This is a genomic window from Pseudomonas sp. HK3, from assembly GCF_052920985.1.
On sequence record NZ_JBREXD010000001.1, the window covers coordinates 2290420 to 2317331 of the forward strand.

General features: G+C 42.8%; 26 protein-coding genes and 1 pseudogene. 9 read left to right on the top strand and 18 right to left on the bottom strand.

Annotation, left to right across the window (positions count from 1 at the left end; translation table 11 throughout):
* Nucleotides 1-81 precede the first annotated feature (81 nt).
* The 4 genes from ACU6U9_RS10655 to ACU6U9_RS10670 all read right to left on the bottom strand — a co-directional run bounded on the left by ACU6U9_RS10655 (nucleotide 82) and on the right by ACU6U9_RS10670 (nucleotide 2990).
* The gene (locus ACU6U9_RS10655) at nucleotides 82-594 is read right to left on the bottom strand and encodes an outer membrane beta-barrel protein (RefSeq protein ID WP_446734994.1); all 513 of its coding nucleotides are present in this window, start codon (nucleotides 592-594) and stop codon (nucleotides 82-84) included.
* 165 nt (nucleotides 595-759) lie between these two features.
* Entirely contained in the window at nucleotides 760-1281 is a 522-nt protein-coding gene (locus ACU6U9_RS10660) for a hypothetical protein (protein WP_446734995.1), read from the bottom strand.
* 46 nt (nucleotides 1282-1327) lie between these two features.
* Nucleotides 1328-2323, bottom strand: coding sequence for a serine/threonine protein kinase (locus ACU6U9_RS10665; RefSeq protein ID WP_446734996.1), 996 nt, complete (start codon nucleotides 2321-2323; stop codon nucleotides 1328-1330).
* Nucleotides 2324-2393: 70 nt separating this feature from the next.
* Nucleotides 2394-2990: a ComF family protein gene (locus ACU6U9_RS10670; protein WP_446734997.1), complete on the bottom strand. Its 597-nt coding sequence runs from the start codon at nucleotides 2988-2990 to the stop codon at nucleotides 2394-2396.
* A 219-nt stretch (nucleotides 2991-3209) separates the two neighbouring features.
* Here ACU6U9_RS10670 and bioB point away from each other — a divergent pair.
* The 5 genes and pseudogenes from bioB to bioD all read left to right on the top strand — a co-directional run bounded on the left by bioB (nucleotide 3210) and on the right by bioD (nucleotide 7762).
* Nucleotides 3210-4269 (top strand): annotated as a pseudogene (gene bioB, locus ACU6U9_RS10675) (biotin synthase BioB).
* 68 nt (nucleotides 4270-4337) lie between these two features.
* Nucleotides 4338-5507, top strand: coding sequence for an 8-amino-7-oxononanoate synthase (bioF, locus tag ACU6U9_RS10680; protein ID WP_446734998.1), 1170 nt, complete (start codon nucleotides 4338-4340; stop codon nucleotides 5505-5507).
* 1 nt (nucleotide 5508) lies between these two features.
* Nucleotides 5509-6291: an alpha/beta fold hydrolase gene (locus ACU6U9_RS10685; protein WP_446734999.1), complete on the top strand. Its 783-nt coding sequence runs from the start codon at nucleotides 5509-5511 to the stop codon at nucleotides 6289-6291.
* Nucleotides 6284-7066, top strand: a complete 783-nt coding sequence (bioC, locus tag ACU6U9_RS10690) for a malonyl-ACP O-methyltransferase BioC (RefSeq protein WP_446735000.1) — start codon at nucleotides 6284-6286, stop codon at nucleotides 7064-7066. The genes ACU6U9_RS10685 and bioC overlap by 8 nt, the downstream gene beginning before the upstream one ends.
* 15 nt (nucleotides 7067-7081) lie before the next feature.
* The gene (gene bioD, locus ACU6U9_RS10695) at nucleotides 7082-7762 is read left to right on the top strand and encodes a dethiobiotin synthase (protein WP_446735001.1); all 681 of its coding nucleotides are present in this window, start codon (nucleotides 7082-7084) and stop codon (nucleotides 7760-7762) included.
* Between the two features lie 210 nt (nucleotides 7763-7972).
* Here the strand turns inward: bioD and ACU6U9_RS10700 are convergent, their stop codons facing one another.
* From ACU6U9_RS10700 to ACU6U9_RS10725, 6 genes are all read right to left on the bottom strand, one after another.
* Nucleotides 7973-9505, bottom strand: a complete 1533-nt coding sequence (locus ACU6U9_RS10700; RefSeq protein WP_446735002.1) for a PepSY-associated TM helix domain-containing protein — start codon at nucleotides 9503-9505, stop codon at nucleotides 7973-7975.
* A gap of 68 nt (nucleotides 9506-9573) precedes the next feature.
* Entirely contained in the window at nucleotides 9574-11670 is a 2097-nt protein-coding gene (locus tag ACU6U9_RS10705; RefSeq protein ID WP_446735003.1) for a TonB-dependent receptor, read from the bottom strand.
* Between the two features lie 124 nt (nucleotides 11671-11794).
* Nucleotides 11795-12244 (bottom strand): peroxiredoxin family protein, encoded by a 450-nt coding sequence (locus ACU6U9_RS10710; RefSeq protein ID WP_446735004.1) that lies wholly within the window; start codon nucleotides 12242-12244, stop codon nucleotides 11795-11797.
* 62 nt (nucleotides 12245-12306) lie between these two features.
* On the bottom strand, nucleotides 12307-13317 hold the full coding sequence (locus ACU6U9_RS10715) for a hypothetical protein (RefSeq protein WP_446735005.1): 1011 nt from the start codon (nucleotides 13315-13317) through the stop codon (nucleotides 12307-12309).
* A gap of 20 nt (nucleotides 13318-13337) precedes the next feature.
* Nucleotides 13338-13535, bottom strand: a complete 198-nt coding sequence (locus ACU6U9_RS10720; protein WP_446735006.1) for a hypothetical protein — start codon at nucleotides 13533-13535, stop codon at nucleotides 13338-13340.
* On the bottom strand, nucleotides 13528-14265 hold the full coding sequence (locus tag ACU6U9_RS10725; RefSeq protein WP_446735007.1) for a hypothetical protein: 738 nt from the start codon (nucleotides 14263-14265) through the stop codon (nucleotides 13528-13530). The genes ACU6U9_RS10720 and ACU6U9_RS10725 overlap by 8 nt, the downstream gene beginning before the upstream one ends.
* Before the next feature lie 327 nt (nucleotides 14266-14592).
* Here ACU6U9_RS10725 and ACU6U9_RS10730 point away from each other — a divergent pair, with 327 nt between their 5' ends.
* Together ACU6U9_RS10730 and ACU6U9_RS10735 are read left to right on the top strand one after the other, a co-directional pair.
* Nucleotides 14593-14841: a hypothetical protein gene (locus ACU6U9_RS10730; protein ID WP_446735008.1), complete on the top strand. Its 249-nt coding sequence runs from the start codon at nucleotides 14593-14595 to the stop codon at nucleotides 14839-14841.
* A 23-nt stretch (nucleotides 14842-14864) separates the two neighbouring features.
* The gene (locus ACU6U9_RS10735; protein WP_446735009.1) at nucleotides 14865-15863 is read left to right on the top strand and encodes a putative metalloprotease CJM1_0395 family protein; all 999 of its coding nucleotides are present in this window, start codon (nucleotides 14865-14867) and stop codon (nucleotides 15861-15863) included.
* 105 nt (nucleotides 15864-15968) lie between these two features.
* Here ACU6U9_RS10735 and ACU6U9_RS10740 read toward each other — a convergent pair whose 3' ends face one another.
* Complete coding sequence (locus ACU6U9_RS10740; protein WP_446735010.1) at nucleotides 15969-18326, bottom strand: fatty acid cis/trans isomerase; 2358 nt, start codon at nucleotides 18324-18326, stop codon at nucleotides 15969-15971.
* A 78-nt stretch (nucleotides 18327-18404) separates the two neighbouring features.
* Complete coding sequence (locus ACU6U9_RS10745) at nucleotides 18405-19931, bottom strand: DUF3369 domain-containing protein (RefSeq protein WP_446735011.1); 1527 nt, start codon at nucleotides 19929-19931, stop codon at nucleotides 18405-18407.
* Nucleotides 19932-20065: 134 nt separating this feature from the next.
* On the opposite strand from ACU6U9_RS10745, the gene ACU6U9_RS10750 reads away from it, so the two are divergent.
* Nucleotides 20066-20614, top strand: a complete 549-nt coding sequence (locus ACU6U9_RS10750) for a 2'-5' RNA ligase family protein (protein WP_446735012.1) — start codon at nucleotides 20066-20068, stop codon at nucleotides 20612-20614.
* A 42-nt stretch (nucleotides 20615-20656) separates the two neighbouring features.
* Here the strand turns inward: ACU6U9_RS10750 and crp are convergent, their stop codons facing one another.
* A complete protein-coding gene (gene crp, locus ACU6U9_RS10755; protein WP_446735013.1) occupies nucleotides 20657-21328 on the bottom strand; it encodes a cAMP-activated global transcriptional regulator CRP in 672 nt (223 codons plus the stop codon).
* 256 nt (nucleotides 21329-21584) lie between these two features.
* Between crp and ACU6U9_RS10760 the strand changes: the two genes are divergently transcribed.
* Nucleotides 21585-22010: an OsmC family protein gene (locus ACU6U9_RS10760; protein WP_446735014.1), complete on the top strand. Its 426-nt coding sequence runs from the start codon at nucleotides 21585-21587 to the stop codon at nucleotides 22008-22010.
* A 34-nt stretch (nucleotides 22011-22044) separates the two neighbouring features.
* On the opposite strand, the gene ACU6U9_RS10765 is transcribed toward ACU6U9_RS10760, so the two are convergent.
* From ACU6U9_RS10765 to purD, 5 genes are all read right to left on the bottom strand, one after another.
* Entirely contained in the window at nucleotides 22045-22398 is a 354-nt protein-coding gene (locus ACU6U9_RS10765; RefSeq protein WP_446735015.1) for a hypothetical protein, read from the bottom strand.
* Nucleotides 22399-22457: 59 nt separating this feature from the next.
* Nucleotides 22458-23096: a 2-polyprenyl-3-methyl-6-methoxy-1,4-benzoquinone monooxygenase gene (gene coq7 / locus ACU6U9_RS10770; protein ID WP_446735016.1), complete on the bottom strand. Its 639-nt coding sequence runs from the start codon at nucleotides 23094-23096 to the stop codon at nucleotides 22458-22460.
* Between the two features lie 66 nt (nucleotides 23097-23162).
* Entirely contained in the window at nucleotides 23163-24248 is a 1086-nt protein-coding gene (locus ACU6U9_RS10775) for a hybrid sensor histidine kinase/response regulator (protein ID WP_446735017.1), read from the bottom strand.
* 19 nt (nucleotides 24249-24267) lie between these two features.
* Nucleotides 24268-25428: a 7TM-DISM domain-containing protein gene (locus tag ACU6U9_RS10780; protein WP_446735018.1), complete on the bottom strand. Its 1161-nt coding sequence runs from the start codon at nucleotides 25426-25428 to the stop codon at nucleotides 24268-24270.
* A gap of 116 nt (nucleotides 25429-25544) precedes the next feature.
* The gene (purD, locus tag ACU6U9_RS10785; RefSeq protein ID WP_446735019.1) at nucleotides 25545-26840 is read right to left on the bottom strand and encodes a phosphoribosylamine--glycine ligase; all 1296 of its coding nucleotides are present in this window, start codon (nucleotides 26838-26840) and stop codon (nucleotides 25545-25547) included.
* Nucleotides 26841-26912 lie beyond the last annotated feature (72 nt).

A 26912-nucleotide genomic window follows, 5' to 3' on the forward strand; every position in this document is an offset into this window, starting at 1 on the left:
AAGCGAGCTAGAAGAAGTAAAGCAAGGGCTTCAACTAGAAGCCCTTTTTATAGTAGCTGGTTAGTAGTCGGTCAATAAAGATTAAAACTTAAAGACTGCGTTTAGCTGATAAGACTGAGACAAGTCTTTGTTTACATACTCAAGACGAAGCAGAGCCTGCCTATTGACACGGTATTGGGCGCCAAAGCCCATTAAAATACCATCGTCGCCACCTAGGCCATAACCTAAGCGTACAATAGCGGCGAGCTTCTCATTAATTTCAGGCAGGTCTTTAGAGACAACGGCAGCGGCCCATACACCATCGGCGTCTTCATCAGAGTTATCGTAGAACTCACCGCTTTGAATGAAACCCGCTTCGGCTGCGATATCAATGCCACTGCGTTGGCCGTAATCGTAACCTGCAAAAACTTGGAAGCCACTGGCTTTGCCATCTGTTCCGCCCATTGAGGAAGTGTCAATGCGGTTATGACTAATACCTGCACCCAAATATATTTTTTTCATGTCGATATTGGTTTGCTCTGATGCTTCTTGCGCGAGTGCGCATTGGCCTAAGCATAGGCTGATGATGGTTAATACTGATAAAAATAATTTCATGTACATCCTTATTGTATTTGATACCTAAACAAGAGCGGTAGTTTACCTGCTCTAGGGTACGCTGCAAAGAGGCAGTTAGGTTGGTTTTGCCCAGCCCCTAAGAAAATTGAAGACCAAGGCGCGATTTTTAAAATTTAACGAGTTAAATTAAAAGTTCTAATGTACTTAAAGGCTATAGATTAAAGTAAATTGAGACGCAGTATTTAAAACGCCCACAAGTTTAACGTCAGCTCTTAGGGATAACTCTTTGGTAATAGGAAACAGTAAACCACCGCCCAATATTAGTTGAGAGCTACTTGTAAGACCTGCTTGTGGTATAAATGAAAAATTTATAATCTTATTTTTTAAGTCTACTTTTAATCCACTTGTGACCCATAAGCTTCTAGATTCTTTGTTGTAACCAATATACCTCCTATCGACATCAATTATACTAGCCTCTAAAAATAGATTAACATTATCTTTTAGATGTTCTAAGCAACCTAAAGTTAAGTGCATTCCGTCTGATTTTAGTTCTTCATCATCAAGATAATATGAATCTTCAGAGTAAGCATGATGCTCTCCAAAACCTAAGCCGATATAAAATGTATTGAATTCTGGCGCTTTTTCGTTATCAGACGTACAGAGTGAATAGGTGTTATGTGTAAAAAGTAAGGCTGATAGTACTAAGCTAAGTTTTAAAAAATTCATTTGGAATAAAGTCATCAAGTGTGTTTTAAAATATCGTGTTTGTTATTTAAGGAAAAAGTTGTAATGCAGGCTCTTGCAAGGCTGCAAACTGCTCGCGCAGAGTGAGAATTTCATCTGACCAGTACCGTGGAGTATTAAACCAAGGGAACGCCATTTTAAACGCTGGGTCATCCCAGCGTTTGGCAAGCCAAGCGCTGTAATGCATTAAACGCATGGTGCGCAACACTTCGATTAACGGAATTTGATCCGCGGGGAATGGTAAAAACATTTCATAGCCGCGTGCCATGGCGGCAAGTTGTGCTTGCATTTGGTCGCGATCACCATTCAAAAGCATCCAAATGTCTTGGATTCGCGGTGCACGAATACAATCATCCAAATCAAGCATATAAGGTTGTTCATGTTGCCAAATTAAATTACTGGCGTGTAAGTCTCCGTGCACCAATTGCATCTTGGGTGAATGCCAGAGCTCATCTAATAGATTGCAAATATCTAAGCTTAAGCTTTCATAAGCGGGCAGTAAGCTTTCATCAATAAACTGATTGTCGAGAATAAATTGGCGGCTATTGCGGGCAAATTTTTGTGGGGTCATGTCACCACGTTGATCACATTCAACGGCATTGGCTGTTTGATGTAAGCGGGCTACTAGACGGCCCATTTGTTCGAAATCGTCTAAGTTTTCAATGTGGCCGCTGTGGCCCCCTTGCTTAGGAAACAGCGCAATGAAGAAACCTTGGTATTCAAACAGGCTTTCGCCTTCAATGACCATCGGCGCAATAACAGGCAGCTCATCTTCTTGTGCAAACAAACTGAACTCGTGCTCTTGCAAAATGGTGGCTCGACTCCAGCGCTCAGGGCGATAAAACTTAGCGACGATGTCTTTTTGTTCCTCTATGCCAATTTGATAAACACGGTTTTCATAGCTGTTAAGGGCTAATTGATGGCCACTGGTGAGCCAACCTAATGGTGCCACAATGGCATCGATGGCATTCAGCACGGTATCGGGAGTGAGCTTTTCGTAGGGGTGGGGCAAAAGCTGTGACATAAAAACTCAATGGCCATCAAAGTAAGAGCGGCAGTTTACTGGCTTATGCAAAGACTGGCGAGAAAAGTTATTAACGCGCCAGCGGTGTGCGCGCTAAACAGGCAATCGTGACACTCTTTGCGCCGTGCTTTTTGAGTGCTAATGCGGTGCTATGGCAGGTAGCCCCAGTGGTGAGCACGTCATCTACCAGTAATAGGTTTTTACCTTTTATCTGCTTAATCAGCCATGGGCTGCACATAAATGCTTTGCGCATATTGTATTGCCGTGCGCTTTTATCTAGCCCTTGTTGGCTGTGTGTCGCTTTGGTTCGCAACAGACCTCGCCATAGGGGTGTATTGAGTGCGTGACTTAATGTTCTGCCCAGGTGCTCTGTGGGGTGATGACCGCGCCATAATAGCTTTCGCCAGTGATAAGGCACGGCCAAAATGACATCGAACTCATGGTGTTGTAAGTGCTCACTTAGTTCGTATTCTAAGCATTCAAGGCCTAATACTTTACTGCGGTGTTTGAATGCTTGAATCAAACCCGCCACTGCCCCTTGAAACATAAAAGGGCAAATAACTCTGTCAAAGGCGGGAGGCTGCTTTAAGCACTCGCCGCAGATGTGGCCGTGATGGTTGGGTTCCGCACATTGCGGGCAGTGTTGGCCAAGGCGGGGAAGTGTCATTTGGCACTGCGGGCACAGGTTACAGGGGCTGGGTGTCAGGCAGAATATGCACTGCTTAATAAATATACTATTGTAAACCGCCTTGATTGCGGAGGTTGACTGCTCAAAATAAGCGGCTAATATACGTGTCACGATTTCATCCCACTTGGTTAGCCATTAGCCTGCCATTTGAGGATATATAAAACCAGCACCACCTATAAGATCTGGTAAGGAAGCATTATGAGCGCAACACAAACACAAGACATTCGTCACGACTGGAGCCGCGCAGAAGTACAGGCCCTGTTTGATCTGCCGTTTAACGATTTGTTGTTCCAAGCTCAAGTGGTTCATCGCCAGCACTTCAACCCAAATGAAGTACAAGTGAGCACCTTGCTTTCGATTAAAACGGGCTCTTGCCCAGAAGATTGCAAGTATTGCCCGCAGTCAGCCCATTACAACACCGGCCTAGAAAAGCAGCGCCTAATGGAAGTCGAAGCCGTACTGAATAAAGCCGCCGAAGCCAAAGCAAAAGGCTCTAGCCGTTTTTGTATGGGCGCCGCGTGGAAAAACCCAAACAAGCGCGACATGCCGTATGTGCTTGAAATGGTCAAAGGCGTAAAAGCCATGGGACTAGAAACCTGCATGACACTGGGCATGTTAGATGAAGATCAAGCGGATGAGCTGGCAGGCGCAGGTTTGGATTATTACAACCATAATCTTGATACCAGCCCAGAATTCTACGATAAAATTATCACTACTCGCACCTACGGCGACCGTTTAGATACCTTGCAACATGTACGTGACAGCGGCATGAAAATTTGCTCAGGCGGTATCATTGGTATGGGCGAAAATCAAAATGACCGCATTGGTTTGTTAACACAACTAGCGAACCTACCCGTTCAACCAGAAAGTGTGCCGATCAATATGTTGGTTAAAGTCAAAGGCACACCACTTGAAGATGTGGATAACCTTGATCCATTTGAATTTGTACGCTGCATCGCCATTGCGCGTATCTTGATGCCAAAATCCCATGTGCGCTTAAGCGCCGGGCGTGAAGACATGAGTGATGAAATGCAGGCACATGTGTTTTATGGCGGGTGCTAACTCTATCTTTTATGGCGAGTGTCTATTAACAACACCCAATCCTGAAGCCCATGAAGATATGCAATTATTTAAACGTTTAGGCTTACGTCCCGAGCAAGCCATTGTTGATCATGACGATTCTGCTCAAGCGGATGTGCTGAGCAAACAGATTGAGAAAAACGATACGGCCAAACCTTTTTACGACGCCACTGTATAAGGTGTATGAACACTCACATAAACGTTAGTCTGATCTGACGTTTATGCTATGTTCATTCAATCTGCATTATGCCTTTTGATTTATCCCAAGATTTAAACCTGCGTCGCGAACAAAACTTGTATCGCGCCACCCGTTTAGCACAAAGCCCACAAGGGCCGCTGATGCAAATAGACGGTGCCGAATATTTAACGTTTTGTTCAAACGATTACCTTGGCTTAGCCAATCATCCTGCATTAGTTGCTGCGTTTAAACAGGCGGCGAATGAATTTGGTGTAGGCAGTGGTGCCGCCCATTTAGTGAATGGCCACAGTTATTATCATCAACAATTAGAAGAAGCCTTAGCCGAATTTACTGGCCGTGAGTCAGCCTTGTTATTTAGCACGGGTTACATGGCGAACCTTGGCGTCATAACGGCGTTACTTGATAAACAAGATGGCGTGTTCGAAGACAAGTGGAATCATGCCTCGTTATTAGATGCCGGTTTATTAAGTGGTGCGCGTTTTCAGCGTTATTTGCATAATGATGTTGCAAATTTAACCGCTCGCCTAGCGCGCAGCGAGGCTCGACGCAAACTCATCGTGACCGATGGTGTATTTTCAATGGACGGTGACGACGCGAATTTACAGGCGTTATCAACCACCGCAAAACAGCATGATGCTTGGATCATGGTTGACGATGCTCACGGTTTAGGAGTGTTAGGTAAAACCGGAGCCGGTATTTGTGAGGCGCAACAACAAGATCAAAACAATGTGCAAATACTCATGGGCACGCTGGGCAAAGGCATGGGCACAGCCGGTGCGTTTGTAGCGGGTAGCAAAGAGCTAACGGAATATTTGACCAACTTTTCGCGCCCTTATATTTATACCACCGCCATGCCAGCGGCCATTGCCGCTGCAACCTTAGCCAGTATAAACATCGTAAAAAATGAACCGCAGCGACGTGAGCATTTACATAATTTAATTCAACAATTTAAATTAGGTGCGCAACAATTAGGCTTGAACGTCATGCCATCGGATACCGCCATTCAACCAATATTGATCGGCGATGCACAACGGGCGTTATATCTTAGTGAGCAGTTACGACAGCAAGGCATTATGGTCACGGCCATTCGCCCACCAACCGTACCGCCCGGCACAGCACGATTGCGTATTACATTGTCGGCGTCACACAGTATTGAACACGTTGAAACATTATTAGACGCGCTGTCTGCGCTATCATCCACCATGGAGGCCAATTAACATGGCATTAGTAGTACACCAATGGGGTGATAAAACGTTACCCGTTATTTTTTGTATTCATGGTTGGGCCAGTAACGCGCAAGTATTTAAGCCGCTGGCGGATTTATTCAGTGATCACTTTCAGTTTGTTGCAGTGGACCTTCCTGGTTTTGGTGATAGCGACTACCAAGCAGGGGATTACGTACTTGATAAGCTAATCGCCGAGTTGTTAGCCGTAGCACCAGAGCACAGCAGTTGGCTAGGTTGGTCATTAGGTGGCATGTTAACGGTACAAGCGGCTTTGGATTCACCAAACAGAATTGAAAAAGTGATGACCATTTGCAGCAATGCAAAATTCTTAGCCGATAAAAAATTCAAGCAAGGTGTGCCGTCGCCGTTATTTAATGGCTTTATGGAAAGCATTGACGATGTACGTGTGACCTTAAGACGGTTTGCTGCATTAACCGTCGTGGGTGAAAAACACGATATGTTGCAATCTCTAAAATGGTTACAACAAAATACGCAAGTACCCGCGCCGCAAGCGGGCGTATTAAAAGCGTCATTGGAGTTACTATCATTAATTGATAACCAGGTAGCGCTGGCCAATATTGTACAGCCATGTTTGCATATGCTGGCAACCGATGATGCCATCGTGCCACATAAAGCCAGCCAGACGCTTAATAAATTAAACGACAAGCATTTGACTAGCTTTGTGCCCAATGCAAGTCATGCTTGTTTAGTGACGCAGCCACAGTTAGTGGCCAATGGTATTTTGACGTTTATGCAGGGTTTACCGAATGCATGATGTCATTGCCAAGCAAGCGGTGGCAAAAAGTTTTAGCGATGCCGCACATGATTACGATGCATTTGCGCACTTTCAACATAATTTAGCCAACACCTTAATTGAACTTTGCCCACAACAAAAAAAACATGCCATTTTGGATTTAGGCTGTGGCACCGGTTATTGTTTGCCAATGTTAAAACAGCATTATCAAAGTGCCCATGTTATGGGTGCTGACATTGCACCGGGGATGTTGGCTTGGGCAAAAAAAAATCATCCTCAATTTGACTATACCGTAGCCGATGCTGAAAACTTACCATTTGAAAAACATCAATTTGATTTAATTTTTTCTAACCTTGCAGTGCAATGGTGTGACGATTTTTCACAAGTGCTCACGCAGGCGTATGACTGTTTAATGCCAGGTGGGCATCTTGTGTTGAGTACGTTGGCCGAAGGCACATTAAGTGAACTAAAGCAGGCTTGGTCACAAGTAGATGCACACCAACATGTAAATCAGTTTGATCATGAATCCGATTTACAACGCATGATTGAAACAAGTGCATTTGAGATTGAACAATTAAATATCGCCACGTTATATGATTTTCATAGTGATATTCGCGGCTTAACGGATTCCCTTAAGCGCATTGGTGCACACAATATTACAGATGGTCGCGCCAAAGGCTTAACGTCACCGCGAGCGGTTAAGCAATTTATGCAGGCTATGGAAACCCATAGACAAGATGCAGGGTTGCCTGCCAGTTATCGTGTACTGAGCGGCTGCCTGACCAAACCTTTTTAATGAGTCGAATTATTCATGAGTAAACAGCGTTACTTTATTACCGGAACCGATACCGACGCCGGTAAAACCATTTGCACCGCAGCGTTACTTTATAAAGCCCGTGAACAAGGTTTAAAAACATTGGGTTTAAAACCGGTGGCCGCCGGCTGTGAAGACCATGGCGAAGGCTTACAAAATAATGATGCCTTAACGCACATTGAATACAGCACAGAAAAACTGCCGTATATGCAGATTAATCCTATTGCATTACTAGAGCCTATTGCGCCTCATATTGCGGCACAGCGTATTCAAAAGCCATTGAGTACTCAGCGTATTGTCGGATTATTACGCGGCGTTTTAATGATTAATAAAGCCGACTTTATTTGCATTGAAGGAGCAGGTGGTTGGCGTGTGCCGTTGAACCTAAATGAAACCTTCTCTGATGTGGCGAAAGAATTACAAACGCCTGTTATTTTAGTCGTCGGCATGAAGTTAGGTTGCATTAATCATGCGCTGTTAACATACGAAGCTATTAGGCGTGATGGGCTAGAAGTGGCTGGTTGGATTGCCAATCGGGTTGATGCCAATATGACGGCCTATGATGAAAATATCGAAACGTTAAAGGCCATGCTAAAAGTACCGTGCTTAGGCGAAGTCCCATTTATGGACAACGTAGAGGTGAGTAAAGTAGCGGACTACTTAACGTTACCTGAGTAACTAGTGTGCTTGATAAAAGCGATACTATTCTTTGTATCGCTCATGAATAAAGCTATCTATGGGATATAACTTGAAACGGCAAGGCATTATATTATTAGCGGCTTAATTTTATATTAAGTTTAAAATACCCTTACAACGCTGTATTTTTAACCTTTAGATAGAACGATTTAAAATAAAAATCACTAGGTATATCTAGTGATTGTTATTGTATTAAGCTGCTTTGTTTTGATCGTTATTATGCTGAGAGGCATGTTTCTGGCGAGACTTATTTTTTGAAGCCTTTGCGTTAGATAAGCGCATAACTAAACCCAATCCCGCTAATATAAAAATAAATCCAAGTGTTAATAGTATTAACATATCACGGTTAAATCGGCCTGTAATCGGTGTGAGCATACTCCATTTATGTAAAAACGAAAAACTATAACCTTCAATACGGCTTATAGAATTATTTCTATCGACTAAGATATGAGTAATGGGATCAATGAATAGATGATCTCCGTTTGAGCCCTCTACACGCCAAACCGGTAAACGTTTATTTCTAAAATCATAACCAAAACCAAAGTGGGTGATTAACGTCATTGGTAATATGGCAGAATCGGCTTCACTTAATAAGTCTTTTGCTTGCTCAGTTATGAGAGCTTTATCTATGTCGCCTATTATCTCGCCGCTATTGGCATCGATATACTGTGCAAACTTTTCTTTACTTTTCCCGCTAAAGCGCTTCTCACGAGTATTGATATTATCAGCTTGATTAGATTGTATCGGCGATACACTTAAACGATATAGATTCTTAATGGTATGACTGTTATCTATTGTGCTTTGAATCAAACTCACTTGGTTGATCTTTACATTTTTAGGCGCGCTTATCTTGTCGGCACTGGGCCATTGGGTTAAGTCTAATGATTGTGTGAGCTGAAGGCCGCTTGGTGGTGTTACTAAGCTTGATTGCCATAAGTGGTAGAAGCCACTCACGCTAAATAATATCAAGGGTAAAACCACTAACCAGCTTAAACGACGATGCCAGCGACGTTGTGTATTAATGATTGTATTTTTACGTTTAAGTTTTATTAAAAATAATAAGCCAGAGATTCCCATTATCAATAATGCACTTAACAATACGCTGATCACTAGAAGGCGCAGCGGTTCGTAATCATCTAACCAATTAAACGTGTGAAACGTTTGAAATACAAAACGTAAATTTCGTTTCCAGTCATTTTCTATACCTGCCAATGCTTGAGTATCGGTATGGATGTAAACGCTTAAATTATCTTGAGTATTAAAATTGATTTTATAAACGGGTAAAAGTCGATTAACAGAAGGGTAGCTGTGGTCGAATTGCGTTTTCAATTCGATATTTTTAATTGAATGAGTTTGTTTTAAATAGTGAGAAGCCAGCCAAATGGCTTGTTTTTCATCATGTTGCAGTCGTTCTTTATTTGAGATCAGTGAAAAATAACGGCGCGGTGAAGTTTCGGTTTCGGTAACTTGCAGTAAAACCTCGTTTTTATACGGCACTAGTTTGGCTATTTTTGCTTTTTGTAAATTATTTGTGGCTAAGGTTTTTGAAATATTTTTAAACTGTGCTCCCTCTAATGTTAACGATGGTGGGAACATGACTTTAGCCTGAGGCCCCGTCCATGCCATTAACGGGTGTGTGAAAGCCGAAACGACATAGATAATACAGGCAATGAGTGCAGGCCAGAGTATCAGTAAGTGCCACTTTTTAATTGATTTAATATTCATTTTAAATGTATTTGCACCAAGTCATATCATTAATATTTCACACTGAAACATCAGTGCGAAATGGTTTATTAGAAATTAAGCCTAAGACCCGCATAAAGAGTTAACGGTAAACCAGGGCGATAATCAATATCGGTTGAACCCACTTGATTCGATGTATAGGTACTATAACGTTTATCTGTTAAATTTTGTAAACGACCGTATATTTCAAACTGAGAATTTATTTGATAGCGGCTGCGTAAGTTTAAAAGGTCATGACCATTGTATTCATTGGTATTGGTTTCATCGGTATAATATTTACCCACATGCTCTAACTCTAATTCAACCATAAAACCATTTATGCGCATTGGTTCGTACCGAACCGCGATATTACCTAATGTTTTAGGGGCTTTGCCAACCTCGTTACCATTAAAGTTAAGGACTTGATTAAACACAGGTGGTGAACATTTAAAGCAGTTATAAAGATATTCGAACTGGCCATAGGTTTGTTCGGAATAACTAAACGATGTTGATAATAGAATGTCTTGATATATGCCAGCCTGTAATCCTAATTCAATACCTTTGTGAGTGCTTTCGCCTGCGTTGAGTGAAATACGATCATTTTCGCTGTTGATGACACCGACGATATCATCCGTCTTTTTCATATAATATACAGCCAGTTCATAGCTGATATTGTCGAGGGCATAACCACGATAGCCGACTTCGATACTGTCTGTTTTAACAGGTTCTAAATCGGTGGTATTGGTACTGGAACCAGAACGAAATAAAGTACCAACAGATGGCGCACGGAAAGCATGTCGATAATTTACATAAACTTGATGAAGGTTATTGATGTGATAAACAATACCCGCTTTAGGGCTTAAATGGGAGTAGTCAATTTTTTGTGATTCTGGGCGATTATGTGAGTCTATTGCTTGTTCGGCTAAATTATTATCATAATCAACATTAAACATGTCATAACGTAAACCTGCGCTTAATATTATATTGCTTATCGGTTTATGTTCGATGTGAATATACGGGCTAATACTGGTTTGATTTGCATCATAGTCGTAGTGAATCACTCCATTTTTTTCAAATCCAGTGTAATAATCCTGACCATTTATTTCTATTTTTTCGACGCTAATGTCGTATTCTTTATAGCTTGAGGGTGTGTGGTCAATATCAATGCCTGTGATAATTAAACTATTGTCTCCTAAGCGTTGACGCCATTTTGTTAATAATCCGAAAGATTCAAACTGGGTTTCACGAAAGTTAGGGTCATAGCTCACCATCCAACTTGGCATCATGCTTGAGTCATTATTTCGATAGAATGGCGTCACTGTTAACAGTGATTCTTGAGAGGGTATGTAATTAACAACACTTGAAAAGCGTAACGCTTGTACGTCCCTTGCGCCTACATCGCCTCTAAAAAAATTCTTTTTCACATTATTTTTATAGTCATTTCTTTCAAGGCTGGACACGCCGCTTTGGTCGACTTGAGAAAAAGATAGGCTATTACTGACATTAATATTTGATGATAGCGTGTAATTAAACCGGCCGTTTAAACTGCCTCGTGAATAATCGCCGTTGTCACGAAAGCCCTCGTTCTCTGTCACATTGGCACTGATCGCCGCGCCGCTATATGCATTAATGGGAGAGCCCGCGCTGAATAATAATCGCTGCCAGCCGTTTTCACCAAACTCTGTATCTAATTTACTTTGTTTTTGATCAGGTACTTTTGCACTGATGCTATTGATGACCCCACCAATGGCATCACTGCCATATAGTGCAGAACCGGGTCCTTTGGTGACTTCTAAGCGTTCACTTTGTGGAATATTTACTTCATACAAACCGTTGTGATTAAAGAAACCAGTGGGGCGAGTGGGAATGCCATCTTCTAAAAATAAATAAACAGCACTGGTGGTAATGGGTTGGCGAATCGCAGTCATATGACCTTCGCCGCCTAGATTATTAATGTAGACACCAGGGGTACGGTTAAGCACCTCACTTGGGTGGGACGGGCTGATATTAAGGATGTCTTCTTTTGATAACACGCCAACTGATTCTGCCAAATTATGAATACTGGTTGCTTCTTGAGTGGACGTGACAACCACTTTTTCAAGTTGCGTATTCGCAATACTCAATGTACTGAGTGACGATAAGACGGTTAACAGCAGGGCGGGTTTCATGGGCGTTCCTTTTAGTGATGCCCATATTTTAAGTAGATTTTAGGTTAAAGCCGATGCGACATATTGTCGCACCTTAATAAAAGTTAACATTATTAACCATTAAATACTTAAGTTACTGGTTGTTTTATAATTGATTTAATACTTCTGAAACTTCATTGCCTGTTTTAAAAAGCCCGTTAAGTTTCACAATGAAATTCTTGTCGATAATGATAGTAGTGGCCATCGTACCATTAAAATAATGTTCAAGTGCATCGTCTGTGTCTGCAATTACAGAGAAGTCTGTATAGCCAAACGACTCTTGTGACCCTAAGGTGTTGGATACCTGCCCAGAAATATAATCAACAAAAATAAATTGTACATTGTTATACCGCGGTTTTATTTGCGTGCGAATATGGCTCATGTGGCCATCGCAAACTGGGCACCACATTGTAAAGTACAGTACAACGGCGTCATGTGTGGTTAGTTGCTCGCTTAACATGCTGCTTGTGCCATCGCTTAGAGTAAAGTTTATATCATTAACCACTTCACCTACCCGCGTTGCTTGTGTTGATTCAATGGGGTCGTTACTGGGCATTAAGTCTTCTTGGCAGCCTACAACAATGAAAAAACAAAAAAGGGAAAAGGAGTCGTTGCAAATTAGTAAACATGGCTGATACCCATATTGATGATTTGGGTTTTTGGAATATTTTCACCGTCTTGTGCTTGGTTCACACCCAGTTTAAAAATCCAATCACGCACCGCACTCGAATACGCTAACGATAATCCCAGCGTTGTCTTTTCTAAACCACTGCTGGTGTCGGTGATGCCATCATATTGTGCGGACTGTTCTTTTAGTGTGCTATGGCTTGCCGTTAAACTGAGCATTGATAAGTTTGGTAAAAACCAGGTATAAGCCGCACTAAAAATACTGGCGGTGCGATCACCTAATTTTTTATTGTAGGGCTTAACAGGTTTCTCATATTCTTGGTTTACAGGGCGCTCGAAAGTATAACCGTATTTACCTTGCCAGCTTATGCTATAGGGGTAGACGGTTTTTTCGATAATCATGTTTGCATCAAGCCTGTAAAAACCGAGTCCTGTAATATCTGAGCTGCTATCAACTCGGTCACTGTATGGGCTAATACCTGTGGGAATGGTTAAACTTGTGCCAAAATAAATGCTGGGTTTTAAACTTTCCCAACCGTTAATTTTATACACACACGTTACTTTATTAAATGCTTCATACCAGATACTCAGTTGCATATCCCCAAGGCCTTGCACTGAGCTATTGTCACCGCTGTATTTGTTTTGATTATCCACTAGCGGTAACCCAACATTGATTTGCCATTGATCGGCTAACCGATAAGCGTAAGAAAAATCTAAGCGGCGTTGTAATAAGTCACTATCGGCAGGGTCGTCTTGGTAAACGCCTTCTTTCGTCCAAGCGCCATCATAACGTTCGTGAGAAACACTGACGTCCCACATTTGATTGTTAAACTTAGGTAAAATAATCCCAGAGCTCGCGCCACCACCACAACAAGAGGCGGCGTAGGTGATTGATGATGAGCTGGTTAAAAATATGAAGAGTGCGAAAAAAAGTCCAACCCCATACCAGTGATTAGCTGATACTTCAGGGGTTGGCATATCCACTTGCTGAGTAGGATTCATAAAATTTGTTTAATACTTAATTACATATGATCGTGTGCAGTGGTACTTGATGCAGAGTCATTAAATGAGAACATAACGCTTGTTTTTGCATCTTGCGCTGCGCCGTTGTCTTTTATTTCATCGTTTACCGTTAATCGAACCATAACAACATCTTTTTCATCGTCAGTGAGCCCTAAGTCCATTCCTTGATAAATACCCGGATAATTAGGTTTAGGCATTGCAGTTATCCAGCTTGGTGTCGTTATCACAATCTTTGATGCACATTTCAGCGACAACACTATTAATAATGAGTTTGTGCATCATTGAATCGGCATTTAGGACATTGTCTTCGGCAACGGCTTGGTAATCCATCATGGTTTCACGTGCGCTGATGTAGACTTCAAACATATTCATTCCCGCATTTACATGACGACCACGGTTATAGAAGTAATAAGTGCGATCTAAGGTGCCACTAGCATCGTCCATATTCATGATTTGGTCATTGTCACCACCTTTAAGCGTCTTAACATCTGAAGCCATCATTTCAACTGTGATAGGAATGCTTTCAGTTTTTTCGTTAAATGAAACATTAATTGACCAATTACCCATTGGGTCGCCATTTGCCATATTGGAGGGCATTAAAAAATAGGCGGTGCTGGTGAATGAGCCGTTTGCATCCAGTAAACCTGTGCCATTCTCGAAGGGCGTGCCGTGTTTCATGCCACTATTCATTACCATTAATGGGCTAAGGCTAATATCTTTACCTTTTAATGAACGGCCGTCGGTTGATTTAATGTTGACGGTTAAATCTGCAATACCATTTTTCACATCGCTCATGCTCAATGTCGCAATATAGTCATCACCTAAATTAAGTGTTTTTGGAAATTCAGGATCGGGTGTGGAGCTGCTGTCTGAGCCACAGGCGGTGATGAATAATGGCAATAATAGACAGGCGAGTAGACGTTTCATGGCTTTCCTTAATTCGAGCTATTTTGAATAGCTGCAATTCTAGCGTTTCGTTCACTAAAATCCGATGCGACATATTGTCGCACCTCGTGATGACATGGGAACTTTCAATATTAGGGGGTGTTGTCATTTTTGTTTTGTGTGCCTTCTTAGAACCAATCCTTCTAACAGCAGGGTGCTTTTCTGCTTCCTACGGGGTTTCGTACGTTTGGTTATTAATTGTATAATTAATAGTCAAAATCCATATTAAAGTAATACCTCATTGTATTGTGGCTCAGCACTTCCTCTGTTTAAATTATGATCAGACAGAAGTGTTTTTAGGAGAGTCATATGCAAGTGGGTGGATCAGGCAACGCATTAAGTGCTGGCCTTGCAGGTATTCAGAAAGGTGAGCAGCAATTAACGCAAGCGGCGCAGCAAGTGGCTTCTGCTAGCACGACTCGCCCAGTGTCACCGAATCAAGATGTAGCAAAGGCATTGATTGAAGAGAAAGAAAGTCAGCGCCAGGTAGAAGCATCAGCCAAAGTAGTTCAAGCGGCTGACCAAACTCTAGGGAGTTTGGTCGACATAAAGGTCTGATGCAAAACATATGAGGAATGATCGTGAACGTGCAATTTGGGACAGGTTTTACAGTCACACCCAGTAACTCTGGCGCACAAGGCAGTGATGCCCGTGTTGGAGTGGCGGTGCCTGTTGAATCGGATAACCAAAGTACCACCAGTTTCACGCCCGTAACAGAAGCGAACGAATCCCCTAAGTCTCGTCAAGAAGGAGCAGATCAAGGCATTCAAGAACGCCAAGCTCGATCTCGTCAACAGCAAGAAAATCAACAAGATCAAAGGCAGCTTGAACGTCGTGCCGATGACGAACGTCAACAAGCTCGCATAGAGGACGCGCAGCAGCGCGCCGATGAACAGCAACAAAGCCAAAGAGGCAGTGACGCAAACGATCGCACCCAAGAGGAAGAAAAGGCGGAGTCTCGTCGTCAACAAGACGCACAAGAGCAACGCCAGCTAGAAGTCGAGCAACGACAAGTCCAACAACTTGCGGACCGTGATCGAGAAGTGAAAGCCCACGAACAGGCTCACCAAGCAGTGGGGGGCCAGTACGCCGGTTCAATGAGTTTGACCTATGAACGTGGACCTGATGGAAAAAATTATGCGATTGGAGGAGAAGTCCCCATCGATACTGGCAAGATTGCCAACGATCCTCAGGCCACACTCGATAAGGCAGAAACGATCCGCAGAGCGGCATTGGCTCCTGCTGAGCCATCTAGCCAAGATCGTCGAGTGGCAGCACAGGCAATTCAAATTGGATTGGAAGCAAGGGCTGATATACAGCAACAGCAGCAAGAGGCACTAACCAGTGATGATGTAAATGAAGAGCAGACTGAGACAGATACATTAAGAGAAGAAGAGCGCCTCGAGGCCGAACAAAAGGCGCAGCAAGAAGAGCAAGCACAAGAAGCATCGGATACAGTGATTGCTGATTTACAAGACTTAAACGAGCGTATGGCTCGTATTCAAACTCAGTTGGTAGAAGCGAGTCAAATAGACGATAGGATTAATTCCAAAGTAAATCTATTGGACGTCACTACCTAAATTTATGCGCATTTAAATTGAAGTGTATTTAAATTAAGCTGATTGAAAAAAGCCATGACTGCAACGTCATGGCTTTTATTTTGCCTGTTGGTTATGTAAATACCGTTAGCGGTTTTCTAAGCGGTTGTAATCCAGTAGGCCGGCATTGAGAGGGTCATCTTGTTTATACCACTGATGTATCTTATCGCTGAAAGCCCAAAAGTCGGGGGCTGTTCTGCGCACACCATAATCATCCAACAAGCGGGCATAGTCTTTTTCTGATGTGAGATTATTGATGGCTTGGGCAAACGCTTTTGCACTTTGCCCTGTGCGAATTTGATAATACGCTGAAGGGTAAGCAGTAATAATGCCCGGTACGAGTGTCAGATAATCTTCAGCGGGAATTCGGTTTTCTTCCTCATATAACAACCCGGTTAAATTGCTGTGGCCACTATTTCGAATTAACGTAAACACCTGATCGTGATTTTCATCATATAGTAAGCTGACTTCTGGCATTAAATGAGCCGGTTTCCCCATAATACTGTTGATCTTATTTAAGTCAGAATACGTTTGTTTATTAAATAAATATTTAGTTTGCATCGCGTCACCTAAATGTTGTTTGAGCATGGAATACAGCTCGATTTTAGGTTGTTGCGTTTTGTATGAAATATCAGGTTCAGATAATGTGGCTTGATTCGCTTGGTATAAGTGTTGTTTGACATCTTTGCTGGTGTCGCGATACCAGTAATCAGTTAAACGTTGACGCTCTTTTTCAGGCAACAATGCTAAGAAATTTGCTTCCCCTTCCATGCGTAAAAAGTCCATATATAAGCGCGTCATTAACTGATGACCTATGTTGCCGTAAACATCAAATTCAGCCACCAGTAGATAATGAATGCGTTCAAGCAGAGGATAACTAATTAGCCACGATGTTTTAGGCGCCTGACCAGCCCAACCTTTGACAACCGTGGATGAATCAAAGTGTCTAAAGATGGTAAGGGCAGCGTTAGGGTTTTCACCGTTACCTTGCCAAACCAAGTTGGTGTCCAGTTTTGCTTTTGTTAATAATTTTTCTTTAATGGCTTTATTTTTTGCCTTTAAAAAATCGGTGTGAAGTGACGAGTACTTAAGCCAGTTTGTGGCAATCCCCGAGTTACTTTCGTCTTCACCTGGTAGTCTTAAGTTATTGCTTTGCTCATATAAAAAGTCAGAGAGCGCATCGCTTTGCTGTAATTCTGGGTCAACAAATGCGACCCAAAAGTGATCATCAATTACATTAAGTGCTACTTGGCCGCGGCAAACAGGTCCTTTAATGAACCCTTGAATAATAAATTGCGCTTCTTCCAACATAAAGCGATAGCGGCTACCAACAGGTAGATCTTTGAACGCAATAAATGGGTTTGATGCAACTTCAGGATCGTATGTCGGTAATGTATTAACAGTGTATTCGGGTGTGATGAATAAATCTTTCATCCATTGCATACGCTGCTCGTTTAAACGATAAGGCATATGTACTTTTGCAACAACGCTTGCGTCGTTGCGCATGAGTCGATAGTAAAAGTTATCGGTTTCAGGCTTGTCATAAGGGCGTCGAGTTTTCAGTGGAATAATCGGCAGCCCAGGAGGGGTTGATGAACGAATGAATTTAAAATAAATGCTAGGCGATTTCTTTGGTTTTTTGCCTTGGAATAAAGGGGTATCGTCAAAATATAAATTCGCTAGATATGTATGTTCATAAATATAGCGACTCGCCAATTGTTGTTTGTTATCGGAGGTATTTAAAAATGCTTCCCATGCTTCAACTTGTTGTTGAATGGCTTTTGGCAGAGGAGCAGGGTGATTCATGATGGCCCCTTTGGCAACCCATTTTTCAATGGCATCAAATTCTGTTTGATTTAAACCCGGCAGTGCGTACGGCATGCCCCAAAGTGGATTGTTTTCGGAATAAGTTTGGTATTCTTTAGGGGTTGGACAAGCTTGTGGTCGAGCTAGCCCAAATGTGAATTGCTCATCTAATATTTTATCTTTTGGTAGCGGATGGTTTTGCTTTTGTTGAATGACTTGAAACAATAAACTGTTTTTAAGGTTTACATGGTTAGACTGATTTTGTTCGTTTAAGACAGGAAAAAAGCCTTTCTCGCGCCACTGGTCTGAGTTGGTCGCATCAATGCCTAAGCGACTTGGTTCACTGGCTAATATTCGAGTGCCGTTATACACAGGCTCCTTGCTTGCGCCGCGCATCAACCCTTGTGGTGATGACATTTTTAATTGGCAGGGTGCATCATAACAGCCATGACATACCACGCAGCGGTTTTCGATAATAGGTTGAATGGTATTGGTGAAGTGCTGCGCTTGATCCAAACTGGCATTAACGCGTCTTTCTGTCATGGTGGGCTGACCGTACTCTGTCAGCAATTTAGATTGATAAATACCGACACTGGCGCAACCGACAAGCAAAAAAGGTAACCAAAAGAACTTAAACATAATTGGGCTTCTAATTGAGAGCGTTTAAGTTTAACGACTTGCACTGTGTGCTACAAATGTCATGGGGCTTATTTCGCGCTAATCTGGGTATAAATTGCGAATTTTGAGGATTTCATCGATGTTCTCATGCAGAATATCCACTAATTTAGGGTCGAATTGTTTGCTTTTTTGACTGTTGATTTCGGTTAAAATTTCTTCTAATGGCCATGCTTCTTTGTAATATCGTTTACTGCCTAGAGCGTCAAAGACATCGGCCAAGGCTGTGATTCGGCCTGCTATGTGGATGTCCTCAGCTTTTAATTTATTCGGGTAGCCAGAGCCGTCCCAACGTTCATGGTGTTGGCCGGCTATGATGCTGCCCATTTTAATCACAGCGTTATCGCTGCTCTTTAGTAAATCGGCACCCATTTGTGCATGGGTTTGCATAATGATCCATTCTTGTTTATCTAACTTACCAGGCTTTTTCAATATGCTGTCTGGAATGGCGATTTTGCCAACATCATGCAGCGGACTAGCCAATTTGATAAGCTCGGCCTCTTTGGTATCAAGGCCATATTTGATGGCGAAGAAATGGGAATAAAGAGCGACACGTCGGACATGGGAGCCTGTTTCTTTTGAACGCTGCTCAACCGCCTCACCTAATATGTAAGCAAGTTCTCTTTGCGTCTCTAAAATTTCATCGCGCAGTAATAAGTTTTCGTATGTAACAGCCACGTTGCTGGCATAAATATCCAGTAATTGCTTATCCATGTCGTCAAGTTCACGCTCCATTGAAACATACAGTAAGTTCTCGCTGCCCAAACTAGTGGAGAAATAACCGGTATAGATATCACCATTAATATGAGATTGTTTTTGCTTGAGTGCATATGCAAATGCCTTACGCACTTCATCAGGTAGCTCGGACTTACTGTGTGTTTCGTATTCTGCCATTTTGCCACTAACGGCTAATACACGGTAATCGCCAGATTCATCTATGTCTTCATTTAAGCTGGTGCAATAAAAAATAGCGCCATCTAAATTTAATAAATTACAAATTTGTTTTAGCACCGCTGATGCAAAGGTTTTCAGTGAACTGGCTTCAAAAATTTCAGTTGAGGCGAGAATCACTTGCTCAAGTGAGCGTCGATGGGAATCAATCACACAGATATCACGATATGAGCGCAAAGAGGCATACATTAAGGTGAGTAATTTGTTACTGGTGAGTTCGGTTTTGTCTTTATAGTCATCAATATCATAATTGCTAATGACGTCTTCTTCAGGCGCTTGACCGGGCTGACCTGTGCGCAGAACAAGGCGAGTGTAGTTGTTTTGTAAATCTTCACGAATACAGCGTACAAGTTCTAAGCCAGCATGGTCGCTTTCCATGACCACATCGACAATGGCCAAAGCAATGTCATCGCGGCTTGCCATGATTTCTCGGCCTTGCTCGCCGCTATAAGCACTGATTAAATTAAGCGGACGGTTATCGAATTCGAAGCCCCTAAGCACCATCAATGTGACTTGATGGACACCGGGTTCGTCATCGACGAGCAATATATTCCAAGGTGCTTGCTGGTTTATTTTTATTTCGTCATGTTTTTCATCAGCAAAAATAAAATTGTCCATAGTATGCCTAGGCTGTCATCTTCTTAATTCAGTATAGATACTAAACAGGGGCTTGCTGTATGTTTGTAAGGCTATAAACCGGTATTTTTTACGTTGTATCGTTATATTCTGTATTCATAACAGGAGTGGGTTTTATGAGATTGTTTCTGGGGGTCAGTAGCGCAGATTTAGGGGATCAAGTACTGGATGATATGTGTGATAAATACACGGTTACTCGCCCTCATTTAGCACAAGATCGCCACATGACGCTTTGTTTTCTAGGGGAATACTCATATGAGCAACAGCAGCAACTGATTTTGGCGCTTGATAATAAAATAGAGAAGGAGTCATTTTGCTCAATTCATTGGCGCGGCGATAATATCCGTTCTTTTCCTCGTGATGCACCCACAGCTTGGGCTTGGCAGGGGGCGTTAACCTCAAGCCTTGAATGTTTCATGGTGCAATTATGTGAGCTGCCCATGCTGCAAGCACAATTGTGTTTAGCGAGCTTTGTGCCGCATGTGACTTTGGCGTATATGGATACAGCGAGGCAGAATTACCCTGATATTAAATTAGAGCGTGATATGCATTTTACTCAGCTTATTTTGTATTGTTCAATTGCTGAAAGTGAGCCCACGACCGTGACAACACATGCATCTTGGGCAAAGCCGAGGTACAGAAAATTAAAGATATGGAAGATATAACAAGAGGAAACCAAGGCTGCCTAAGCAGCCATCGGTGATGGTTTATTCTAAACCTTTTCTTATTGGCAGTGTGGCTGCTTTGCGCGCCCCAAAAACCACCATTGTTTTGCCTTTTACGCCCACAAGACCCTGATCTTCTAAGGCTTTGAGAACACGACCCACCATCTCGCGTGAGCAGCCAACAATACGGCCGATTTCTTGACGCGTAATTTTGATTTGCATGCCATCTGGATGCGTCATTGCATCTGGCTCTTGGCTTAAGTCCAGTAGTGTACGAGCTACGCGGCCAGTTACATCTAAGAACGCCAAGTCACCTACCTTACGTGTAGTTTTACGCAGACGAGTCGCCATCTGCTCACCAATAAAGTACAAAATACGAGGATCTTGATTACTGATTTCACGGAACTTGCTGTAACTGATTTCCGCAACTTCACATTCTACCTTGGCTTTAATCCAAGCAGAGCGAGGGCTTATTTCATCAAATATGCCCATCTCACCAAAGAAGTCACCTTCATTTAGGTAAGCCATAATCATTTCACGCCCGTCATCATCTTCTATGATCACGGTTACCGACCCCTTCATAATGTAAAACAAGGAGTCGCTTTTATCCCCAGCATAGATAATGGTGCTGCGAGCAGGATAGCGACGACGGTGGCACTGGGACAAAAAGTAATCCAAATGCTTATGTCTATCAGCTCTTAATCCTTTATTCATAATGAGACCCAAACCATCAAACCTTGATTGCATTATTATTTATAGCAGTAAAGCTGAACAATTATGCACTTAATACACCAAATAGGTGAATACTTACGTACCAGAAAATGATAATAACCCGAAGCAATCTGCATTTTTGGGAACTGTGTCCTACTTGGTCTGAGCAATAAGTAGCCATGAACCCTAAACGCAGTTGGGCTTCTGCCAATGGCGGTGCTTATGGTAATCTTGCTTTTTTTTATAGAGTAGCAATTTAATGAAAGCACGTATCAAGTGGGTACAAGATGTTATGTTCCTTGGGGAGTCGGGAAGTGGCCACAGTGTTGTCATGGATGGACCTGAAGATTTAGGCGGTCGCAACATGGGGGTTCGCCCGATGGAGATGCTGCTAATGGGGCTGGGTGGTTGCACCAGTTTTGATGTTATGAGTATTTTGAAGAAGTCTCGCCAAGATGTGGTGGACTGTGTGGCAGAACTCGATGCTGAGCGTGCTGATGCAGTACCAAGCGTGTTTACCAAGATTCATGTGCATTTCACAGTAACAGGTCGCGGCTTAAAAGAGGCGCAAGTAAAGCGTGCCGTGGCGTTATCCGCTGAAAAGTACTGTTCTGCCAGCATTATGCTTGAGCAAGGTGGCGTTGAGATCACGCATGATTATGAAATTGTTGAGCTAAGCGAATAAGTTGTTGGCTTTGGGCGGCACTTTTTTGAGTGGTTTAGCTCAAGTGCTGCTTGATCCAAGTCAGCGCCTCATCCTTGCGATAAAAGCGCTGAAAAGGGACTGGGAAGAACATTTTCTGGGAGTCCGCCACGACAGCGGAGCGCTCATTAGGGACCCACACCGCCAGCGCTTTGACTAGGCTAAACTCGGCGATCGTCATGATGAATTCTAATGAGCTGGTATAAGGGGTGGATCGATCCACCAAAATACCCAGTGGCCGGTTGAGCTCCTGATAGAGCGCTAAACATTCCTTAGCCTGTGGAATATCCAATGCCACGCCCTTGTCTGCACTAAATAATACAATGTTTTCATCAATTATCTGATATTCAGCAAAACTGAGTCTTGGCATCCAGAGCTTCACACTAGCGTTAATTATGATCAATTATAGTGCAAGAATGTTGTTTTATCTTACAGCCGATAAGTGGTTTTTGTCATGACCTTAGACATTTGGGTCATGCCTGCTTGGAACCAAGAGGGGAATACAGCCCCGCCAGCCTCTAACGCCACTGTGGCGTGTTTTTGTTCGTCCTCAAGCATAAGTTTGAGTATTGCTCGGCTACGTTCGTCTTGCTCGGGTAGAGTTTGAAGGTGCTCTTCTAAGTGTTTGCATACTTGGTTTTCGGTTGCCGCCACAAAGCCCAAGCTCCACTTGTCACCAACGGCCCCGGCAAATGCGCCAATGGAATACGATAATCCATAAAAAATAGGGTTTAAGATGCTGGTGCGGCTATTGAGCTCATGTAAGCGTTCTTCACACCATACAAGATGGTCAATCTCTTCTTCGGCTGCTTCTTTCATGGCTTCGCGGACTTCTGGTAAGCGCGCGGTTAAGCTTTGGCCTTGGTACAACGCCTGAGCGCATACTTCGCCAGTGTGGTTGATGCGCATAAGGCCCGCGGCATGCTTTTGTTCTTGTTCTTCAAATTCGGCATGTGAAGCATGGTTTGCCGGATTGGGGCGATGGCTCGTCGCGGCAGAGGGAATCAGTGTTTTTAAGGCATTGTCCACATGAGAGATAAAGACATCCAAAGCAGAAAGAGATCGCATAACCAGCCTCGCAATATGTAAGTAACGCCATTTTACGCAAAACTGAGCGGCGATGCATGCGCCAAGTCAGGATTGACTGTGTTTGTTTAAGCTGAACTGTTTAAGTATGTGTTTGGTTAGTGCTTGTTTTAAGCTTTGCGCCGAAACAGGCTTGGTAATGACTTGGTCAATGCCATATTGAATGACCTCTTTTTGGGTATTACTAATCGACATGCCTGTGAGCATAATTTTAATAATATCTTGGTCAATATCGGTATCTTCTTGGATTCGTTTCGCCAGTTGAAAACCATCCATAATTGGCATGTCTTGATCAATGAGTATGGTATCATAAGGCGTGCCCAAATTACTTTGACTGCGTAATAACGCGAGTGCTTCTTTGCCGTTATATGTTTGGTCTGATTGCATTCCCCAGCTGTTGGCATAGCGCTGAATCACTTTGCGTAATGTGCTGTTGTCATCAACAATTAAAATAGAAAGGCCTTGCAGAATATGGCTAGAGTCTTTCATTTCGGCTTGTTGCTCTGGCATAGGAATATTTGGCAGTGTAAAGCTAAACGTACTGCCTTTGTCTGCACGGGTTTCAATAAACAAATTGCCGCCCATAAGCTCAACCAGCGTTTTACAAAGACTAAGGCCTAGCCCATATTTATTTGAATCGATGTTATTAGTGATATCTGGCTGGGCATTTAATAGTTGTTTGATGAATGATTTGTCCGCGCCGGTGCCGGTATCGCGCACAGCAAAACACATCATTGAAGCATCATTTTGTAAGCTAATGCGTAATTCTATTTCGCCATGTTCCGTATGACGCATGGCATTTTCTAATAAGTTATCAAGTAAGCTTTCTAGGCGTCGTTCATCGGATGCGATATTGATGGGTAAATCTTCATCCATGTTTAAAACGAGTTCTAATCCTTTTTGATTTGCATTGTGTTGGAATTTACTCAAACAATTTCGCATTAACTCGCTAAGTTGAATCGTGTTTTTTTCAAACTGAATACGCCCCGATTGAATTTTAGAGAAATCACTGATGCGGTTCACCATTCGTAACATGTCTTGTCCGGAAAAAATAATGGTATCGACATAATCGCGTTGATTAGCACTGAGTGGGGTTTCATTTAATAATTCAGACATGCCCAAGACCCCGTTCATAGGGGTGCGTAATTCATGACTAAGATGGTCTAAAAATTGACTTTTGTATGCCCACTTGCCTTGATTGTTTGCGTTTAATTTGGCGCTGAAAATATGGTGTGATCATACTAAGGCTCACAAATAATGCACACAAAGAGAGCGCATATACATGCCAAATGGCTTCAGGTGCAAAGACCATTTCTGGGTTTAAAATATAGATACATTGCCAAAGTGTAGAGGCTAATAAAACACCATTAGCAGCAGAAAGCGTCATGCTGATCTGTTTCATTTTACTTAATACAATTAGCGAAGGCATAAGCGCACAAATTAAAATAACTAAATAGGGCAGGTTAGTAATAATTAACGTTGTTAATAATAATGTTAAGAGTATGACGGCGCTGCTATTACTTTTTAATAATTTGCGATATTGCTCGGTTGTAAACCCAGAGACAAAAACACCGCATGCCATTAACCAAGGACTTAATCGTGCGAAATCAAAAAACCACTGAGACCACTCATACAATTGTGTGTGAGATAACGCGTAGCAAAAACCAATGAACGCCACGTAAATCGAGAAGTAGTGTCGAATGTGATTGTGGAAGCGAATAGCGATGATGTGTAAAAAACTAATGAATACCATTAACGTTGCAATGGCGCCCAAAATTTGTTGTAACACGGTAAAGCCTGTGGCGTATTCACTTAGGTCTTGTAGCCGTGGTTCGAGTCGACTGGTTTGATTGGGTTTGATTCTAAAATACAGCCATTGATCTGAATTTTCAGCGATGTTTAAAATAATAGCCGTGTTGCTACTGAGTTGTTGTTCGCTTTTCACGCTGCTAATACGGTGCCACTGATCATTTTTTTGTTCGTAAGCCCCATTAATGTTTATGCTGCTACTGCTTAAGCTTAACGCAAGAGGAATGGTTTCGTTTAATGGGTTAATTAAATGAAAGCGCAACCAATAGGTTTGTTGGGCTTCGATGACGCTTTTATCGGTTAATGGATTAAAGCGGGAATCTTGCTTGATTAACAATTGGGCCAAACTAAGGGTGTCGTAGTCTGCTTTTAGCCACTGCATATTATCACTTAACTCAACCTCAATAGGGCCATCGGATAAGATAATACTGTTTTCGCGCCCATGACTGAACAGGCTTAATAAGCTCAGTGTAATAAGAAGCGTACGTGCAATGAATAATGTCATGGCTACAAACAATTGAGATATGAACGCCCATTATAAGGAAAAGCGCTAGAAAAGCTAAAGGCCACAGAAATTAAAAAGGGGAAGAAAACCTCAGGCAGGCCTGAGGTTTATTTGCATTACTTTGCTTGTTCGCGTTCGATGGCGCGGTATGCAATGTCGTTACGGTAGAAGCTACCGTTCCAGCTAATGGTTTTTGTTAGCGCATAAGCGCGTTGCTGCGCTTGGGTTACCGTGTTTCCTAATGCAGTCGCGCATAATACGCGACCCCCATTAGTAGCCACTTTGCCTTTATCATTCAGCTTAGTACCGGCATGGAACACTTTTTCACCAGCGGTTTCGCGTTGTGGCAAACCGGAGATCATATCCCCTTTGTTGTATGCTTCAGGGTAACCACCTGCGGCTAATACAACACCAATGGCAGCACGTGGATCCCATTGTGCGGTTTTACCCGCCAGACCGTTGTCTTCTAGTGCGGCTAAGCAAAGCTCAACTAAATCAGACTGCATGCGTAACATGATAGGTTGTGTTTCAGGGTCACCAAAGCGGCAGTTATATTCGATGACTTTTGGCGTACCCGCTTCGTCGATCATAAGGCCTGCATACAAGAAACCCGTGTAGTCATTGCCTTCTTTGGCCATGCCTTCAACGGTCGGTACAATCACTTCTTTCATGATGCGATCGTGAATGGCTTGTGTCACAACAGGAGCCGGTGAGTATGCACCCATGCCGCCAGTGTTCGGGCCGGTATCACCATCGCCAACACGTTTGTGATCTTGGCTAGTGGCCATTGGTAAAATGTTTTTACCGTCTACCATCACAATAAAGCTGGCTTCTTCGCCGGCTAAAAACTCTTCAATCACCACACGACAACCAGCTTCACCAAACGCGTTGCCAGAAAGCATGTCCTTAACTGCGTCTTTTGCTTGCTCAACCGTTTCAGCAACGATCACGCCTTTACCTGCCGCAAGGCCGTCTGCTTTAACCACAATCGGTGCACCAATTTTATCGATGTAAGCCAGTGCAGGCTCTACTTCGGTAAAGTTCTGGTAAAACGCGGTTGGAATATCGTGACGGGCTAAGAAATCTTTAGTGAACGCTTTAGAGCCTTCAAGTTGCGCAGCACCTTTTGATGGGCCAAAGGCTTTAAGGCCCTTTTCTGCAAAGAAGTTAACAACACCTTCAACCAGTGGGGCTTCTGGGCCAACGATGGTGAGTTCACAATTATTGTCTTGTGCAAACGCAGCTAGTTTTTCAAAATCTAATACGTCGATGTCGACATTTTTGACTTTGTTTTCAATGGCGCTACCCGCATTGCCAGGGGCCACAAAAACGGTTTCAACATTTGGGTTTTGTGCGGCTTTCCAAGCTAACGCGTGTTCACGACCGCCTGAGCCGATTACTAATACATTCATAAATATGTGAGACGTGAAACGTGAAATGTAAGGCGAGCTTACTTCAATTGCTTCACGCTTTTCCTCTTAAAT